Source organism: Hydrogenophaga sp. NFH-34 (assembly GCF_021401345.1).
Taxonomy (GTDB): Bacteria; Pseudomonadota; Gammaproteobacteria; order Burkholderiales; family Burkholderiaceae_C; genus Hydrogenophaga; species Hydrogenophaga electricum.
In genome coordinates, this window is the sequence record NZ_JACBGE010000005.1 from 113,397 (window position 1) to 127,909 (window position 14,513).

The 14,513-nt window shown below is 67.1% G+C and carries 15 protein-coding genes; 13 read left to right on the top strand and 2 right to left on the bottom strand.

The window, feature by feature from the left end; all coding sequences use genetic code 11:
* The first annotated feature begins 15 nt into the window (after positions 1-15).
* The 4 genes from L0977_RS06400 (at position 16) to hprK (ending at position 3,383) form a co-directional block, all read left to right on the top strand.
* Complete coding sequence (locus tag L0977_RS06400; protein WP_234264018.1) at positions 16-1,233, top strand: MFS transporter; 1,218 nt, start codon at positions 16-18, stop codon at positions 1,231-1,233.
* A 193-nt stretch (positions 1,234-1,426) separates the two neighbouring features.
* Positions 1,427-1,756, top strand: a complete 330-nt coding sequence (gene hpf / locus L0977_RS06405) for a ribosome hibernation-promoting factor, HPF/YfiA family (RefSeq protein WP_234264019.1) — start codon at positions 1,427-1,429, stop codon at positions 1,754-1,756.
* Between the two features lie 144 nt (positions 1,757-1,900).
* Positions 1,901-2,371: a PTS sugar transporter subunit IIA gene (locus tag L0977_RS06410; protein WP_234264020.1), complete on the top strand. Its 471-nt coding sequence runs from the start codon at positions 1,901-1,903 to the stop codon at positions 2,369-2,371.
* A 61-nt stretch (positions 2,372-2,432) separates the two neighbouring features.
* Positions 2,433-3,383: an HPr(Ser) kinase/phosphatase gene (gene hprK / locus L0977_RS06415; protein WP_234264021.1), complete on the top strand. Its 951-nt coding sequence runs from the start codon at positions 2,433-2,435 to the stop codon at positions 3,381-3,383.
* Between the two features lie 40 nt (positions 3,384-3,423).
* Here the strand turns inward: hprK and fur are convergent, their stop codons facing one another.
* Positions 3,424-3,864: a ferric iron uptake transcriptional regulator gene (gene fur / locus L0977_RS06420; RefSeq protein WP_234264022.1), complete on the bottom strand. Its 441-nt coding sequence runs from the start codon at positions 3,862-3,864 to the stop codon at positions 3,424-3,426.
* Positions 3,865-4,055: 191 nt separating this feature from the next.
* Between fur and L0977_RS06425 the strand changes: the two genes are divergently transcribed.
* The 7 genes from L0977_RS06425 to holA all read left to right on the top strand — a co-directional run bounded on the left by L0977_RS06425 (position 4,056) and on the right by holA (position 11,118).
* Positions 4,056-4,610, top strand: coding sequence for an outer membrane protein assembly factor BamE (locus L0977_RS06425; RefSeq protein WP_234264023.1), 555 nt, complete (start codon positions 4,056-4,058; stop codon positions 4,608-4,610).
* Entirely contained in the window at positions 4,607-5,428 is an 822-nt protein-coding gene (gene dapB, locus L0977_RS06430) for a 4-hydroxy-tetrahydrodipicolinate reductase (protein WP_234264024.1), read from the top strand. Before L0977_RS06425 ends, dapB begins: the two co-directional genes overlap by 4 nt.
* A gap of 7 nt (positions 5,429-5,435) precedes the next feature.
* Positions 5,436-6,104, top strand: coding sequence for a MotA/TolQ/ExbB proton channel family protein (locus L0977_RS06435; RefSeq protein ID WP_234264025.1), 669 nt, complete (start codon positions 5,436-5,438; stop codon positions 6,102-6,104).
* Between the two features lie 109 nt (positions 6,105-6,213).
* Positions 6,214-6,681, top strand: a complete 468-nt coding sequence (locus tag L0977_RS06440) for an ExbD/TolR family protein (protein WP_234264026.1) — start codon at positions 6,214-6,216, stop codon at positions 6,679-6,681.
* A 110-nt stretch (positions 6,682-6,791) separates the two neighbouring features.
* A complete protein-coding gene (gene leuS, locus L0977_RS06445; RefSeq protein ID WP_234264027.1) occupies positions 6,792-9,482 on the top strand; it encodes a leucine--tRNA ligase in 2,691 nt (896 codons plus the stop codon).
* A gap of 21 nt (positions 9,483-9,503) precedes the next feature.
* Complete coding sequence (locus L0977_RS06450) at positions 9,504-10,061, top strand: LPS-assembly lipoprotein LptE (RefSeq protein WP_234264028.1); 558 nt, start codon at positions 9,504-9,506, stop codon at positions 10,059-10,061.
* Positions 10,062-10,065: 4 nt separating this feature from the next.
* The gene (gene holA / locus L0977_RS06455; protein ID WP_234264029.1) at positions 10,066-11,118 is read left to right on the top strand and encodes a DNA polymerase III subunit delta; all 1,053 of its coding nucleotides are present in this window, start codon (positions 10,066-10,068) and stop codon (positions 11,116-11,118) included.
* 18 nt (positions 11,119-11,136) lie between these two features.
* Here the strand turns inward: holA and L0977_RS06460 are convergent, their stop codons facing one another.
* Positions 11,137-12,099 (bottom strand): helix-turn-helix domain-containing protein, encoded by a 963-nt coding sequence (locus L0977_RS06460; RefSeq protein WP_234264030.1) that lies wholly within the window; start codon positions 12,097-12,099, stop codon positions 11,137-11,139.
* Between the two features lie 186 nt (positions 12,100-12,285).
* Between L0977_RS06460 and L0977_RS06465 the strand changes: the two genes are divergently transcribed.
* Together L0977_RS06465 and L0977_RS06470 are read left to right on the top strand one after the other, a co-directional pair.
* The gene (locus L0977_RS06465) at positions 12,286-13,482 is read left to right on the top strand and encodes an amino acid ABC transporter substrate-binding protein (protein WP_234264031.1); all 1,197 of its coding nucleotides are present in this window, start codon (positions 12,286-12,288) and stop codon (positions 13,480-13,482) included.
* A 110-nt stretch (positions 13,483-13,592) separates the two neighbouring features.
* Complete coding sequence (locus L0977_RS06470) at positions 13,593-14,495, top strand: branched-chain amino acid ABC transporter permease (protein ID WP_234264032.1); 903 nt, start codon at positions 13,593-13,595, stop codon at positions 14,493-14,495.
* The last annotated feature ends 18 nt before the right edge of the window (positions 14,496-14,513 follow it).

A 14,513-nucleotide genomic window follows, 5' to 3' on the forward strand; every position in this document is an offset into this window, starting at 1 on the left:
TTCCTGACCCGCTTCATGACCCCATTTTTCTCCCCCCGGCGGGAACGCTGGCTGTTGCTGACCATCGCCGGCATCCAGTTCACGCACATCCTGGACTTCATGATCATGATGCCGCTCGGGCCGCAGTTCACGCGGCTGTTCGGCATCAGCGATGCACAGTTCGGGTTGCTGGTATCGGCCTACACGCTGTCGGCCGGGGCCTCCGGCCTGGCCGCTGCCACCTATGTCGACCGTTTCGACCGCAAGCACCTGCTGCTGTGGCTGTACGGCCTGTTTGCCATCGCCACCCTGGCCTGCGGACTCGCGACCAGCTACGGTTTTCTGATGATGGCGCGCGTGGCAGCCGGCCTGTTCGGCGGCGTGCTCTCGGCCCTCTCGCAGACCATCGTGGCCGACGTGGTGCCGTTCGAGCGTCGCGGTCGCGCCATGGGCATTGTCATGTCGTCCTTCTCCGTCGCCACCGTGGCAGGTGTTCCCATCGGCCTGTTCATTGCCAGCCTCTGGGGTTGGCAGCTGACCTTCGTCGCCATCGCGCTGTTCAGTGCGGTGCTGGGGCTCGGTGCCTGGCTCACCCTGCCCCGCCTGCGTACCCACCTCGATGCCCCGCGCACGCATTCCGTGTGGCGCGGCATCGGCCGGGTGCTCGTCCACCGCGACCACCTGTTGGCCTTCGCCTTCTCGGCCCTGCTCATGTTCACCGGGTTCACAGTGATCCCCTTCATCACCCTCTACATGCAGGCCAACCTGGGCATGACGGACACCCAGATCCCCTACGTCTACCTCTGTGGGGGCATCGCCACCCTGATCACGGCGCGGTTTTTCGGCCGGCTCACCGACCGGCTCGGCAAGGTCCGCACCTTCACCTTCATGGGCTGTGCCGTCACGCTCCCGCTGATGGTCACCACCCTGATCCCCCCCGCACCGCTGTGGGCAGTCCTGCTGGTGTCCACTGGCTTCTTCGTCTGCATGAACGGCCGCATGATCCCCGGCATGGCCCTCATCACGTCGGCACCCGCGCCGCAGCAGCGCGGCACCTTTCTCGTGCTCAACGCGGCGGTGCAGTCGGCCGCCATGGGCGTGGCCTCGTTCCTGGGCGGCTGGATCATCAGCCGCGACGCCAGCGGCCATCTCGAACACTACGGCTGGGCCGGGCTGGTGGGCGTTGCCGCCAGCCTGGGCTCCGTGCTGCTCGCCCGCCGGCTGCGTCTGCACGGCGCCCAGTCCGCCCGCTGATCCGCCACGGCGCTGGCGTGCCCGGCCTTGCGCCACGTCAAGGCCGCAGCCGGTGGCTTGCAGCTTGTTGCAATGCAGGGTTGCACGCCCGCGCCTTCTTGGGCATAGTGATCCCAACGGCTACCCGTGACCGTCGGGTTGCCAGAACAGCCCGGCGGTTTGTGTCAACCCGGAGCATAAGGAGGCTCTTCATATGAACCTGACGATCAGCGGTCACCACCTGGAAGTCACGCCGGCCCTGCGCGGCTACGTCACATCCAAGCTCGAACGCATCTCCCGGCACTTCGACCAGGTGGTCGACATCAAGGTGCTGCTGACGGTGGACAACCTCAAGGAGAAAGACCTCCGGCAAAAGGCCGAGTGCAACATCCACGTCAAGGGCAAGGACCTGTTCGCCGAGAGTGCCCATGCCGATCTGTATGCCGCTGTGGACGAGTTGGCCGACAAGCTGGACCGCCAGGTCCTGCGCTACAAAGACAAGGCGCAGGACCATCACCACGACACGGCCAAACGCCTGATGTGAAACCCCTGCCCTGGCGGGTGTGCTGAAGCCACCCGCATGTTGCGATGCAACAAGCCGCTTGAAATGTCAAGCGGCTTTTTTGTAGGCAACGTCTAGTCAATCGGACCCAACTGGGCATAATTTGCGGTCCGAAAGGCCTCCCCGATGAACCGACTTTCTGCCATATTGCCCGCCGCGCAGGTGCTGGTCCGTGTAGATGCCACCAGCAAGAAGCGCGCTTTCGAAGAAGCGGGCCTGTTGTTTGAAACCCTGCACGGCCTCAACCGCGCCCTCATTACCGACAGTCTGTTCGCCCGCGAGCGCCTGGGCTCCACCGGGCTGGGCCATGGCGTGGCCATTCCCCATGGCCGCATCAAGGGTTTGAAGCAGCCGCTGGCCGCGGTCTTCCAACTGGCCAACCCCATCGGCTTCGATGCCCCGGACGAACAGCCGGTGCAACTGATGATTTTCCTGCTCGTGCCCGAAGCCGCCACCCAGAAGCACCTGGAAATCCTCTCTGAAATTGCCGAGCTGCTCAGCGACAGCGGCCTGCGCGACAAGATGAAGAATGCCGACGAAGCCCTGGCCCTGCATGGCCTGATCAACGGCTGGCAATCGGCCCACGCACCGGCGTGATGAAAGCCCGCCTGCGCCTGGGCGCGGCACCCCCTCCGGCGACAGCCCACTGCAAAGCCCGATGAAGGCCACGGTCGTCAGCGCCGATGTCCTCTTCGAGGACCACCGCGACACCCTCAAGTGGCAGTGGGTCGCCGGGCTTGGCGCATCCGAACGCCAGTTCGACGACGCCGCCATCAGCCAGGCCCGCTCCGGCGCCGATCTGGTGGGCTACCTGAACTACATCCATCCCTACCGCGTGCAGGTGCTCGGCGAACGCGAGGTGGCCTACCTCAGCAGTACCAGCGAAGACGACAACCGGCGCCGCATCGCCCGCATCGTCACCCTGGAGCCACCGGTGCTGGTGGTGGCCGACAACCAGCCTGTGCCGGAGGGCGTGCGCGCGATGTGCGAGCGCGCCCAGATCCCGATGTTCGCCACGCCCGAACCGGCGGCCTTCGTGATCGATGTCCTGCGGGCTTACCTGTCGCGCCACTTCGCCGACCGCGCCACCATGCACGGCGTGTTCATGGACATCCTCGGCATGGGTGTCATGATCACGGGCGAATCGGGGCTGGGCAAGAGCGAGCTTGGCCTCGAACTGATCTCGCGCGGCCATGGCCTTGTGGCCGACGATGCGGTCGACCTCTACCGCATCAACCAGACCAGCATCGAAGGCCGCTGCCCCGAGCTGCTGCAGAACCTGCTGGAAGTGCGCGGAATCGGCCTGCTCGACATCAAGGCCATCTTTGGCGAGACCGCTGTGCGCCGCAAAATGCGCCTGCAGCTGATCGTGCACCTGGTGCGCAAGGAAACCATGGAGCGCGACTACGAGCGCATGCCTCACGAGCCGTTGTACCAGGACGTGCTGGGTGTGCCGGTGCGCAAGGCGGTGATCCAGGTGGTGGCCGGCCGCAACATCGCCGTGCTGGTCGAAGCGGCCGTGCGCAACACCATCCTGCAACTGCGCGGGATCGACACCTACCAGGAATTTGTGGCGCGCCACCGCGCGGCCATGTCGCGCGAAGGCTGAACTTCCAACCGCGCTGCTGTTGCAGCGCAGCGTGTCCGGCTTACCGGTTCACGGGATGACCACGGTGCGGGCAATCGCCTTTGGTGCAATGCGCATAGAGCGACAGCGCGTGCTCCTGGAGCGCGAAGCCGCGGGCCTTGGCCACCATCTGCTGGCGCTTTTCGATCTCCGGATCAAAAAACTCCTCCACCCGGCCGCAGTCCAGGCACACCAGGTGGTCATGGTGCTGCCCTTCATTGAGTTCGTAGACCGCCTTGCCCGATTCGAAGTTGCTGCGAATCAGCAGGCCGGCTTGCTCGAACTGCATGAGCACCCGGTACACCGTGGCCAGCCCGATGTCCGAGTGGTCCTCCAGCAGGACGCGAAAGACGTCTTCGGCGGTCATGTGGCGCTGCCGGGCCGTCTGGAAGATCTCCAGGATCTTCAGGCGGGGCAAGGTGGCCTTGAGGCCCGTGCTCTTGAGTTCTTCGATGTTCGACATGGATATGGCTCGGCGCGGGGGACGGCTGCAAAACACCGGCGGTAGAAGGGAAAAACCCATCGGAGCGCCACGGCACCCCCCGGCTACAATGGCCCGATGATATCGCCCTTGCCCGCCCCATGGCAGATACCCTTGGCGCGGCGGGTCAGCGGCAAGTCGACCCCGATGGCCTCGATGGATCTGTCCTGCCCATGCTGCTACGTCTTCTGACACCCCGTTCCCCGCTTCTGCTGGCCGCCGTCGCGGCGGGCCTGCTGAGCGCCTGTTCCAGCACCCCTTCCAGCCTGGGCAGCTCGCTCGCCCCCTACAAGATCGAGATCGTCCAGGGCAACGTGGTCACGCGCGAGCAGTCCCAGATGCTGCGCGCGGGCATGACCCGCACGCAGGTCGCTGAAATCCTCGGCACCCCGCTGCTGGCCAGCGTCTTCCACGGCAACCGCTGGGACTACGTGTTCACGCTTCAGCGCCAAGGCCAGAAGGTGCTGCAGCGGCGCTTCACCGTGTTCTTCGACAACGACCTCGTCGCCCGCTTCGAAGGCGACGAACTGCCCAGCGAGATCGAATTCGTGGCCTCGATCGACAACCGCCGCAAGATTGACAAGCCGCCAGCGCTGGAGGCCACGCCCGAACAGCTCAAGTCGTTCCGCGAGCGCAACCCGCAAGCCACCCCGGAAGCCGACACGGCGCCAGCCGGTGCGCCGGCCGGTGCCACCTACCCGCCCCTCGAAGCCGGAGCCACCCGATGAGCGCAGCCGACTTCCAGCCCCTGCGCGTGTGTGTCGCCGGGGCCAGCGGCCGCATGGGCCAGATGCTCGTCGATGCAATACGCGCCAGCGGCGACTGCCAGCTCAGCGGCGCGCTCGACATCCCCGCCAGCCCCGCCATCGGCCAGGACGCAGGCGCCTTCGGCGGCCAGCCCACGGGCGTGGCCATCACCGCCGATCTGGCCGCCGGCCTGGCCGGCAGCCGCTTCCTGATCGATTTCACCCGCCCCGAAGGCACCCTGGCCCACCTGCGCGAATGCGTGAAGCAAGGGGTCAACCTGGTGATCGGCACCACCGGCTTCAGCGACGCCCAGAAAGCCGAGATCGCCGAAGCGTCGAAGTCCATCGCCATCGTCATGGCCCCCAACATGAGCGTCGGCGTGAACGTCACCCTCAAGCTGCTGGACATGGCAGCGCGGGCCATGTCCACCGGGTACGACATCGAGATCATCGAAGCCCACCACCGTCACAAGATCGACGCGCCCAGCGGCACGGCGCTCAAGATGGGAGAGGTCATCGCCCAGGCCATGGGCCGCGACCTCAAGGATTGCGCCGTCTACGCCCGCGAGGGTGTGACCGGCGAGCGCGACCCGTCCTCCATCGGGTTCGCGACCATCCGCGGCGGCGACATCGTGGGCGACCACACTGTCCTGTTCGCGGGCACCGGCGAACGCATCGAAATTTCCCACAAATCGAGCAACCGCGCCGGCTACGCCCAGGGCAGTCTGCGCGCCGTGCGCTTCCTGGCCGACAAGACCAGCGGGCTGTACGACATGTTCGACGTGCTGGGCCTGCGCTGACCCCACCATGGCCACCAACGCCGTCTGGCACACCATCCTCCAGGGCGACTGGGTCAGCCGGCTGGTGGCCGCGCTGTTGCTCGGCATGTCGGTCAGCAGCTGGGTCGTCATTCTCTGGAAGGGCTGGCTGCTGCGCCGTGCCACGCGCGATGTGCGCACCGCCGCGGCCGCCTTCTGGCAGGCCGCCAGCGTCGCCGAAGCGGGACAGCGCATGGCCACTTTCGATCCACACCGCTGGCTGACCCCGTTGGTCGCCGCCGCGCAGGCGCTCGACCAGGCGCCCGCCCAGTCGCTGGCCGCAGCGGGCGACCGGGCCCACCAGTACACCCGCGTGCTGCGCGACGCCCTGCACGGCGTGCTGCGCCGGCTGCAGTTCGGCCAGGTGCTGCTGGCCACCGTGGGCGCCACCGCCCCGTTTGTCGGCCTGCTCGGCACGGTCTGGGGCATCTTCAATGCCCTCACCAGCATCGGCCTGGAAGGCCAGTTCAGCATCGAACAGGTGTCGGGGCCGGTGGGTGAAGCGCTGGTCATGACCGCGGCCGGTCTCGCGGTCGCCATTCCGGCCGTGCTGGCCTACAACGTGTTCGGGCGCCAGATCGGCCACATCGAAGCCGACCTCGAAGGGTTTGCCTTCGACCTGCGCGAACTGCTCACTCACCAAGGTGGTGATCTGTGAACCTGGCCAGACCCCAGGTGCAGGCCATGGATGCTGAGCGGGGTCGCCCCAAGCCGGATCTGCGCTCCCCTGAACAGCCCCTCGCGCAGCGGCGACGCCTGGAAGTCGCATGAGCTTCGGCCGGCTCGAAAAGGCTTCGGGCAACCCGCCCATGAGCGACATCAACGTCACCCCGCTGGTGGACGTGATGCTGGTGCTGCTGGTGATCTTCATCATCACCGCCCCGCTGATGGCCTCACGCCTGAAGCTGGACCTGCCCAAGGCGCCAACCCCTGACGCCAGCGCATCGGCCCAGCAGCCCGACGCCGTGACCCTGGCCATCGACGCCAGCGGGCAGTGGCACTGGCAAGACGAAGCGGTCACCGAAGACGAAGCGCGCCGCCGCCTGCAACAGGCCGCTGCCCGCAACGCCGACACCGAAGTCCAGGTGCGCGCCGACACCACCGTGCCCTATGGCCAGATCGTGCGCCTCATCGCCATGGCCCAGCAGGCCGGGCTGGCCCGGGTCGGCTTCGTCACCGACGCGGCCACGGCCCGCGAGCTGCAACTGGAAGGGGCGGCCACCGCCCCCCGCTGAGCGCCTAAAATTCCCCGGTTTGCGTCCACCCGCTGTGCCATCGGCCCGGGTGGGCCCGATGTGCACCCGAGCAACCTTTGGCCCCGTGGGCGGCAGGCGCCCACCTCTCCATGCAAGACAAATACCTCCACCAAGCCGTCGAACAAGCCGCCCATGCCCACTGGAGCGCCACCGACGCCTACCGCGTGACCGAAGATGCGGGCAAGAAGAAGTTCTACGCCTGCTCCATGCTGCCGTATCCCAGCGGCAAGCTGCACATGGGCCATGTGCGCAACTACACCATCAACGACATGCTCACGCGCCAGTTGCGCATGAACGGCTACAACGTGCTCATGCCCATGGGCTGGGACGCCTTCGGCCTGCCGGCCGAAAATGCGGCACTCAAGAACAAGGTGCCGCCAGCGCAGTGGACCTACTCCAACATCGCCTACATGAAGCAGCAGATGCAGGCGATGGGGCTGGCCATCGACTGGTCGCGCGAAGTCGCCACCTGCTCGCCCGAGTACTACCGCTGGAACCAGTGGCTATTCCTGAAGATGCTGGAAAAGGGCATCGCCTACCGCAAGACCCAGGTCGTCAACTGGGACCCGGTGGACCAGACCGTGCTGGCCAACGAACAGGTGATCGACGGGCGCGGCTGGCGCACCGGTGCGCTGGTGGAAAAGCGCGAGATCCCGGGCTATTACCTGAACATCACGGCCTATGCCAATGAACTGCTCGACCACGTGCAGATGGGCAACCCCAAAGCGACGCTCAACGGCTGGCCCGACAAGGTCCGGCTGATGCAGGAAAACTGGATCGGCAAGAGCGAGGGCGTGCGCTTTGCGTTCACCCATGACATCCAGGGGTCTGACGGCGCGCTGATCGGCGACGGCCGCATGTATGTGTTCACCACGCGTGCCGACACCATCATGGGCGTGACCTTCTGCGCTGTGGCGCCGGAGCACCCGCTGGCGCTGCACGCGGCCGCGACCAACGCCACGCTGGCGGCCTTCATCGAAGAGTGCAAGAAGGGCGGCACGACCGAAGCCGAGCTGGCCACGCAGGAAAAGCTGGGCATGCCCACCGGCCTGTTCGTCACACATCCGCTGACGGGTGCGCAGGTCGAGGTCTGGGTCGGCAACTACGTGCTGATGAGCTACGGCGACGGCGCCGTGATGGGCGTGCCCGCGCACGACGAGCGCGACTTCGCGTTCGCACTCAAGTACCAGTTGCCGATCAAGCAGGTCGTGGCGGTCGAAGGCGAGACCTTCTCCACCGACGCCTGGGCGGAGTGGTACGGCGACAAGCAGAAATGCGTGTGCGTGAACTCCGGCGAACTCGACGGCCTGGGCCACAAGGCCGCGGTCAACAAGGTCGCCGAGCTGCTGGCCGCCAAGGGCCTGGGCGAGAAGAAGACCACCTTCCGCCTGCGCGACTGGGGCGTCAGCCGCCAGCGCTACTGGGGCACGCCGATTCCCATCATCCACTGCGAAGCCTGCGGCCCGGTGCCGGTGCCCGAGAAGGACCTGCCGGTGCGCCTGCCCGAAGACCTGGTGCCGGACGGCAGCGGCAACCCGCTGAACAAGTGCGAAGCCTTCCTGGCCGTGGCCTGCCCGTGCTGCGGCAAGCCGGCCCGTCGCGAGACCGACACCATGGACACCTTCGTGGATTCGTCCTGGTACTTCATGCGCTATTGCGACCCGAGCAACCCCGAGAAGATGGTCGCCGACGGCGCCGACTACTGGATGCCGATGGACCAGTACATCGGCGGCATCGAACACGCCATCCTGCACCTGCTGTACGCGCGCTTCTGGACCAAGGTGATGCGCGACCTGGGGCTGGTCAAGGTCGACGAGCCCTTCACCAAACTGCTGACGCAGGGCATGGTGCTCAACCACATCTACTCGCGCCGCACCGAGAAGGGTGGCAAAGAGTATTTCTGGCCGCACGACGTGGAGCATGTGCTCGACGAAGGCGGCAAGATTGTCGGCGCGAAGCTCAAGAACGCGGTGGGCGATCTGCCGGTGGGCACGGCCATCGACTACGAGGGCGTGGGCACCATGTCCAAGTCCAAGAACAACGGTGTCGACCCGCAGGACCTGATCGAAAAGTACGGCGCCGACACCGCGCGCCTGTACACCATGTTCACCGCCCCGCCCGAAGCCACGCTGGAGTGGAACGACGCGGCGGTGGAGGGCAGCTACCGCTTCCTGCGCCGGGTCTGGAACCTGGGCGTGAAGCTGTCCCAGACCGATTGGGCGGGCGCGGTGGCGGCGGCCCACGGGGCTGCGAGCCTGGACGACATCAGCTTCGGCAAGGCCGCCAAGGCCCTGCGCCTGGAAATCCATACCGTGCTCAAGCAGGTGGATTACGACTACCAGCGCATGCAATACAACACCGTGGTGTCGGGCACCATGAAAATGCTCAACGCGCTGGAGGACTTCAAGCAGTTCGACGACGCGGGCGCCCAGGTGGCGGTGATCGAAGGCTTCGGCATCCTGCTGCGCGCGCTCTACCCGGCCACGCCGCACATCACCCACACGCTCTGGAGCGAGCTGGGCTACGCCGGCGCCCTGGGCGGCCTGCTCGACGCGCCCTGGCCGCAGGTGGACCCGGCGGCCCTGACGCAGGACGAGATCGAGCTCGTGCTCCAGGTCAACGGCAAGCTGCGAGGCAGCGTGACCGTGCCCGCCAGTGCCGACAAGGCCGCCATCGAAGCGGCGGCCCTGGCCAGCGAAGCGTTCGCCAAAGCCGCCAACGGCGCCCCGCCCAAGAAGGTGGTGGTGGTCCCGGGGCGCCTGGTCAACGTCGTGGTGTAAGGTTCAGCTTTCGAGGTCCCGATGAAACATCCGCAGCACGCCATCCCGCCGACCATGACCCATTCCACCCTGCCCTCTTCCGACCGCCGACGCTGGCTGGGCGGATCGGCCGCCCTGCTGGCGGCTGGCGTGCTGTCCGGCTGCGGCTTTGCGCTGCGGCAGGCGCCGAAGTTCTCCTTCAGCGCCATCAACATCATGGGCCTGACCAACACCAATATCTCGCGCGCCATCCAGCGCAACCTGAATGCGGCGGGTGTGCAGGTGCAGCGCGGCGGCGGCCCCTTGCCGGTGCAGGCCGTGATGACCATCGAAGCCGACTACCGCGAACGGGTGGTCACCGGGCAAAGCAGCGGGGGTCTGGTCACCGAACTGCAGTTGCGCACCCGCTTCCGCTACAACATCACCGCCCCGAACGGCCGCATCCTGCAGGAAAGCAGCGAGCTGCTGATCGAGCGGGACATCACCTTCAGCGAAACCGCAGCCATCGCCAAGGCCGCTGAAGAGCAGATGCTGTTCCAGGACATGGAGTCCGACATCACGCAGCAGGTGCTGCGCCGCCTGGCCGCCGTTCACATCTGACCGCATGCAGTTGGCCGCCGCCCAGTTGCAGGCCCACCTGGAACAGGGGCTGCGCAACCTCTACACACTGCACGGCGACGAAGCGCTGCTGGTCCAGGAGGCGGGCGACGCGATCCGCCAGGTGGCTCGCGCCCAGGGCCACACCGAACGCACGGTGCACACCGTGGCGGGCGCGCATTTCGACTGGAGCGCGGTGCTGGCCAGCGGAGGGTCGCTCAGCCTGTTTGCCGACAAACAGATCGTCGAAGTGCGCATCCCCTCCGGCAAGCCGGGCAAGGACGGTTCGGCCGCGCTGCAGCAGATCGCCGAAAGCGCACCCGGTAACGACAGCACACTCACCCTGGTGATCCTGCCCCGGCTCGACGGCATGGCCCAGAAAAGCGCCTGGTTCGGCGCCCTGGATGGCCACGGCGTCACGCTGCGCCTGGACCCGGTGGAACGCCAGGGCCTGCCCGCCTGGATCGCCCAGCGCCTGCAACGCCAAGGCCAGCGCGTGCAGGCCGGCGAGGCGGGCCAGCGCACGCTGCAGTTCTTCGCCGACCGGGTGGAAGGCAACCTGCTGGCCGCGCACCAGGAGATCCAGAAACTGGGCCTGCTCTACCCGGCGGGCGAACTGGGCTTCGAACAGGTGGAGGCCGCCGTGCTGAACGTGGCGCGCTACACCCCCTTCAAGCTGGCCGAAGCCGTGCTCGGTGGGCAACTGGCGCGCGCGCAGCGCATGCTCGACGGGCTGCAGGCGGAGGGCGAAGCGCCCGTGCTGGTGCACTTCGCGCTGGCCGAAGACATTCGCACCCTGCACCGCCTGCGCACGGCGGTGGACGCCGGGCGCCCCCTGCCCATGGCGCTGCGTGAAAGCCGCGTCTGGGGCGTACGCGAAAAGCTCATGGAGCGCGTGCTGCCGCTGCTGGGCGCCCACACGCTGGGCAAGTGGCTCGACGACGCCCACACCGTGGACGGTATCGTCAAGGGCCTCAAGGCCGACGGCTGGCCGATCGACCCCTGGCAGGCCCTGCAGCAGATGGCCATGCGCGTGGCGCGGGCCTGCGCGCCACGCTGATCCGCCGCTGCAGCGCCCTCACACGCCCGAGCGCCACGCAGCTTGCCGGAACTCGCTGGGCGCCATGCCGGTGTGCTCGCGGAACGCGCGGCTGAAATGCGCGCCGTTGTTGAAGCCCCAGGAAAAGGCGATGTCGGTGATGGTGCGCCCGGCCATCGCCGGGTTCTTGAGGTCGCGCATGCAGGCCTGCAGGCGCCGGCGCAGGATGTGGTTGGCCAGGGTGTCGTCTTCTTCGCTGAAGGCCTTGTGCAGGTGGCGTTTGCTGCAGTTGAGCGCCAGGGCCATGCCCTCGATGGACAGGCCCGGGTCGCGCAGGTGCTGACCGATGTGGTCGCGAATGCGGTCGCGCAGCGCCTCCATCTGTGTGGCGCTGCTGGCCTTGCCCGCCAGCTCCTGCAGCGACAGCCGCACCAGCTCCATGACCATCTCGCCCGCCCCGCAGGCCGAGGCCTCGCTCATGCTGGGCAGTTCCTGCCAGGTGCTGCGCATGGCTTCCAGCGCCACGCGGGAGATGCCGCTGGCGCCCCCCACGTGCCGCGCCATCAGCGGCTCCAGCCGCAGGCCGCGCTCGGTCAATTGTTCCCGAGGCAGCATCACGATGAGGTGCTCCACCCGCTCGGGGTTGCCGATCTCGTAGCTGCCGGTGGTGTCGTAGATGGCCCAGCCACCGGGCCGCACAAAGGCCTGGCGGCCGTGCTGCTCCACCGCCGCGCTGCCCTGCCAGGGCGCCACGATCTTGAGGTAGCTGGTGTCGCTGGAGCGCGCCAGCCGCTGGCTGCGCAGCACGCGGTGGCGGTTGGCTTCGAGTTTGGTGAACACCACCTGGCCGGCGTGCGAAGCCGCTATGTGACCGTCGAACAGGGTGTCGCCGTACAGGTCGGACTCCAGCCCACCGAAATGGCTCCAGACCCAGTCGCGCCAGACCGCCGCACGTTCGGCCGGCGCGGCGACATCGGTGGACATGAGGTGGGTGGCGGTCATGGCGCGAACCATTATGCGGCGCGACCTGCCGACCCTGAACCCCTTAAGGTCGAGGGAAAACCCGTATCGGCGTGCACGCTGGGGCAAGCACAAAGTGCACGCTGGGCAAAGCGGCTGCCCCGGGGTCTGCCTAGGATTTGAAACCCGTCCCAGAGGCGGTTTCCAACGCGAATCCAGGAGACAAGCATGGTTCACCCGACGAGACGACAGATCATCCGGGGCGCCGCCGCGACGGTGGGCGCCCTGTCCGTGGCGCCGCAGTTGCTGGCACAGTCCGCGCCCGTGCGCATCGGCTACACCATGGCGCGCACCGGCCCCTGGACCGGTGGCGCCCAGACCAGCCAGGAGCCCAACTACCTGCTGTGGGCCGAGCAACAGAACGCCGCCGGCGGCCTGGACGTGAAGGGCCAGCGCCGCAAGATCGAGCTGATCAGCAGCGACGACCGCAGCGACGTGGAGACCGTGGTCCGCACCTATGAAAAGCTCATGGGCAGCGACAAGGTGGACCTGGTGCTGCCGCCCTGGGGCTCCAACGCCAACTTCGCCGTGGCCCCGCTGGCCAACCGCTTCCAGTACCCCTTCCTCGCGCCCACCGCGCTGTCGCGCAAGCTGGCCGAGATGAAGCTGCCCTACTTCTTCCTGCTGCTGCAGCAGCCCAAGCCCATGTGCGAGGCGCTGGTCGACATGTTCAAGGCCGCCGGTGTGAAGACCGTGGCCGTGATCTACGTGGACGACCTGTTCGGCCTGGAAAACTACGCCGCCCTCAAGGTGGCGCTGCAGGGCAGCGGCATCCAGATGGTGGAGGACAAGAGCTACCCGGGCGGGGTGAAAGACCTCTCGCCCGTGCTGCGTTCCATGAAGGACAAGAACCCCGACGCCTTCGTGGGCTTCACCTACCCGCCCGACACCATCCTGGCCAGCCGCCAGGCCAAGGAAGTGGGGTTCAACCCCAAGTTCTTCTACGCTTCGGTGGGCACCGCCTTCCCGCTCTACAAGAACGTGCTCACCCCCGCCGGCGCCGAAGGCGTGCTGGGCATGGGCTCGTGGAACAGCAAGACCAGCCCGGGCGCCAAGGCCTACTTCGACGCCCACGTGGCCAGCCAGAAAAAGGAACCCGACCGCTGGGCCAGCGGCGCCACCTGGGCCGGCCTGGAAATCCTCACCAACGCCGTCAAGTCCGTCGGCCTGGACCGCAAGGCCATCCGCGACTACGTGGCGGGCAACACCCACAAGACCATCATCGGCGACATCAAGTTTGCCGGCAGCGAGAACGTGGGCACGCCGGGCACCGTGGGCCAGTGGCAGAACGGCGAGTTCGAGGTGGTGTGGCCGAAGGACCGCGCCACCGCCGCACTGAACCCCAACAAGCCGGCCTGGAAGTAGACCCACCCCCGAAGCGGCCACCGGGCCGCTCCCCCCTCAAGGGGGCGGCGCGAGCGGCCCGGCAAAGCCGGTTCCGCCGCGCCCTGGACAACTCTCCCTTCGTTTGCTGCATGTCCTTTTCTGCCTGGCTTGAACTCATCGCCTCGGGTCTCATCACCGGGGGCATCTACGCGCTGGTCGCGCTGGGGCTCAACCTCCAGTACGGGCTGATGCGCATCCTCAACATCGCGCACGGCGAATTCCTCATGGTCGGCGCGTTCCTCACCTGGATGGTGCAGTCCAGCTTCGGCCTCTCGCCGCTGTGGATGATCCCGGTCTCGTTCGCGCTGCTCATGGCGCTGGGCATCGCCATCCACTGGCTGTGCTTCCGCCGCCTCACTGCCACTTCGCCCAACCTCGACGTGTTCGAGGCGCGGGGCCTCATGGTGGCCTTCGGCCTCATGTTCCTGGTGCAGAACGTCATCTCCTACGTCTGGGGTGGCGATCTGCGTGGCTACGACTTCCTCACGCAGCCGGTGCAGATCCCGCTGCCGGGCGGCGAGGCGCAGTTTGCCGCCAACAAGCTGCTGGTGTTCGGCTTGGCGCTGCTGTTTGCGGGCGCGCTCATCGTGCTGCTGCGCCAGACGCTGCTGGGCAAGGGCGTGCGGGCGTTGATGCAGTCGCCCATCGGCGCGCAGCTCGTGGGCATTGACACCAAGCGCCTGCACCCGCTGATGTTCGGCATCGGCCTGGGCCTGTCGGGTGTGGCCGGCTGCCTGCTGTCCATGGCCTACACCATCAGCCCGTCCATGGGCGAGCCCTACACCGTCACCGCGCTCATCGTCATCACGCTCGGCGGCTTCGGCAGCATGGGCGGCGCGCTCGCGGGCGGCCTGCTGCTCGGCGTCATCGAAGCCGTGGGCATGCACTTCACCAACCCCTCGCTCAAGGCCTTGCTGAGCTACGTCGTCTTCATCGGCGTGCTGCTGCTGCGTCCCGAAGGCCTGTTTACGAGAAAGAGCAGAAAAGCATGACGCACAACGCCGGACCGC

Bases quoted from the DNA above. Each gene is read 5' to 3' on its own strand.
- L0977_RS06400 (WP_234264018.1), top strand. From the start codon at position 16: ATGACCCCATTTTTCTCCCCCCGGCGGGAACGCTGGCTGTTGCTGACC.
- hpf (WP_234264019.1), top strand. From the start codon at position 1,427: ATGAACCTGACGATCAGCGGTCACCACCTGGAAGTCACGCCGGCCCTG.
- L0977_RS06410 (WP_234264020.1), top strand. From the start codon at position 1,901: ATGAACCGACTTTCTGCCATATTGCCCGCCGCGCAGGTGCTGGTCCGT.
- hprK (WP_234264021.1), top strand. From the start codon at position 2,433: ATGAAGGCCACGGTCGTCAGCGCCGATGTCCTCTTCGAGGACCACCGC.
- fur (WP_234264022.1), bottom strand. From the start codon at position 3,864: ATGTCGAACATCGAAGAACTCAAGAGCACGGGCCTCAAGGCCACCTTG.
- L0977_RS06425 (WP_234264023.1), top strand. From the start codon at position 4,056: ATGCTGCTACGTCTTCTGACACCCCGTTCCCCGCTTCTGCTGGCCGCC.
- dapB (WP_234264024.1), top strand. From the start codon at position 4,607: ATGAGCGCAGCCGACTTCCAGCCCCTGCGCGTGTGTGTCGCCGGGGCC.
- L0977_RS06435 (WP_234264025.1), top strand. From the start codon at position 5,436: ATGGCCACCAACGCCGTCTGGCACACCATCCTCCAGGGCGACTGGGTC.
- L0977_RS06440 (WP_234264026.1), top strand. From the start codon at position 6,214: ATGAGCTTCGGCCGGCTCGAAAAGGCTTCGGGCAACCCGCCCATGAGC.
- leuS (WP_234264027.1), top strand. From the start codon at position 6,792: ATGCAAGACAAATACCTCCACCAAGCCGTCGAACAAGCCGCCCATGCC.
- L0977_RS06450 (WP_234264028.1), top strand. From the start codon at position 9,504: ATGAAACATCCGCAGCACGCCATCCCGCCGACCATGACCCATTCCACC.
- holA (WP_234264029.1), top strand. From the start codon at position 10,066: ATGCAGTTGGCCGCCGCCCAGTTGCAGGCCCACCTGGAACAGGGGCTG.
- L0977_RS06460 (WP_234264030.1), bottom strand. From the start codon at position 12,099: ATGACCGCCACCCACCTCATGTCCACCGATGTCGCCGCGCCGGCCGAA.
- L0977_RS06465 (WP_234264031.1), top strand. From the start codon at position 12,286: ATGGTTCACCCGACGAGACGACAGATCATCCGGGGCGCCGCCGCGACG.
- L0977_RS06470 (WP_234264032.1), top strand. From the start codon at position 13,593: ATGTCCTTTTCTGCCTGGCTTGAACTCATCGCCTCGGGTCTCATCACC.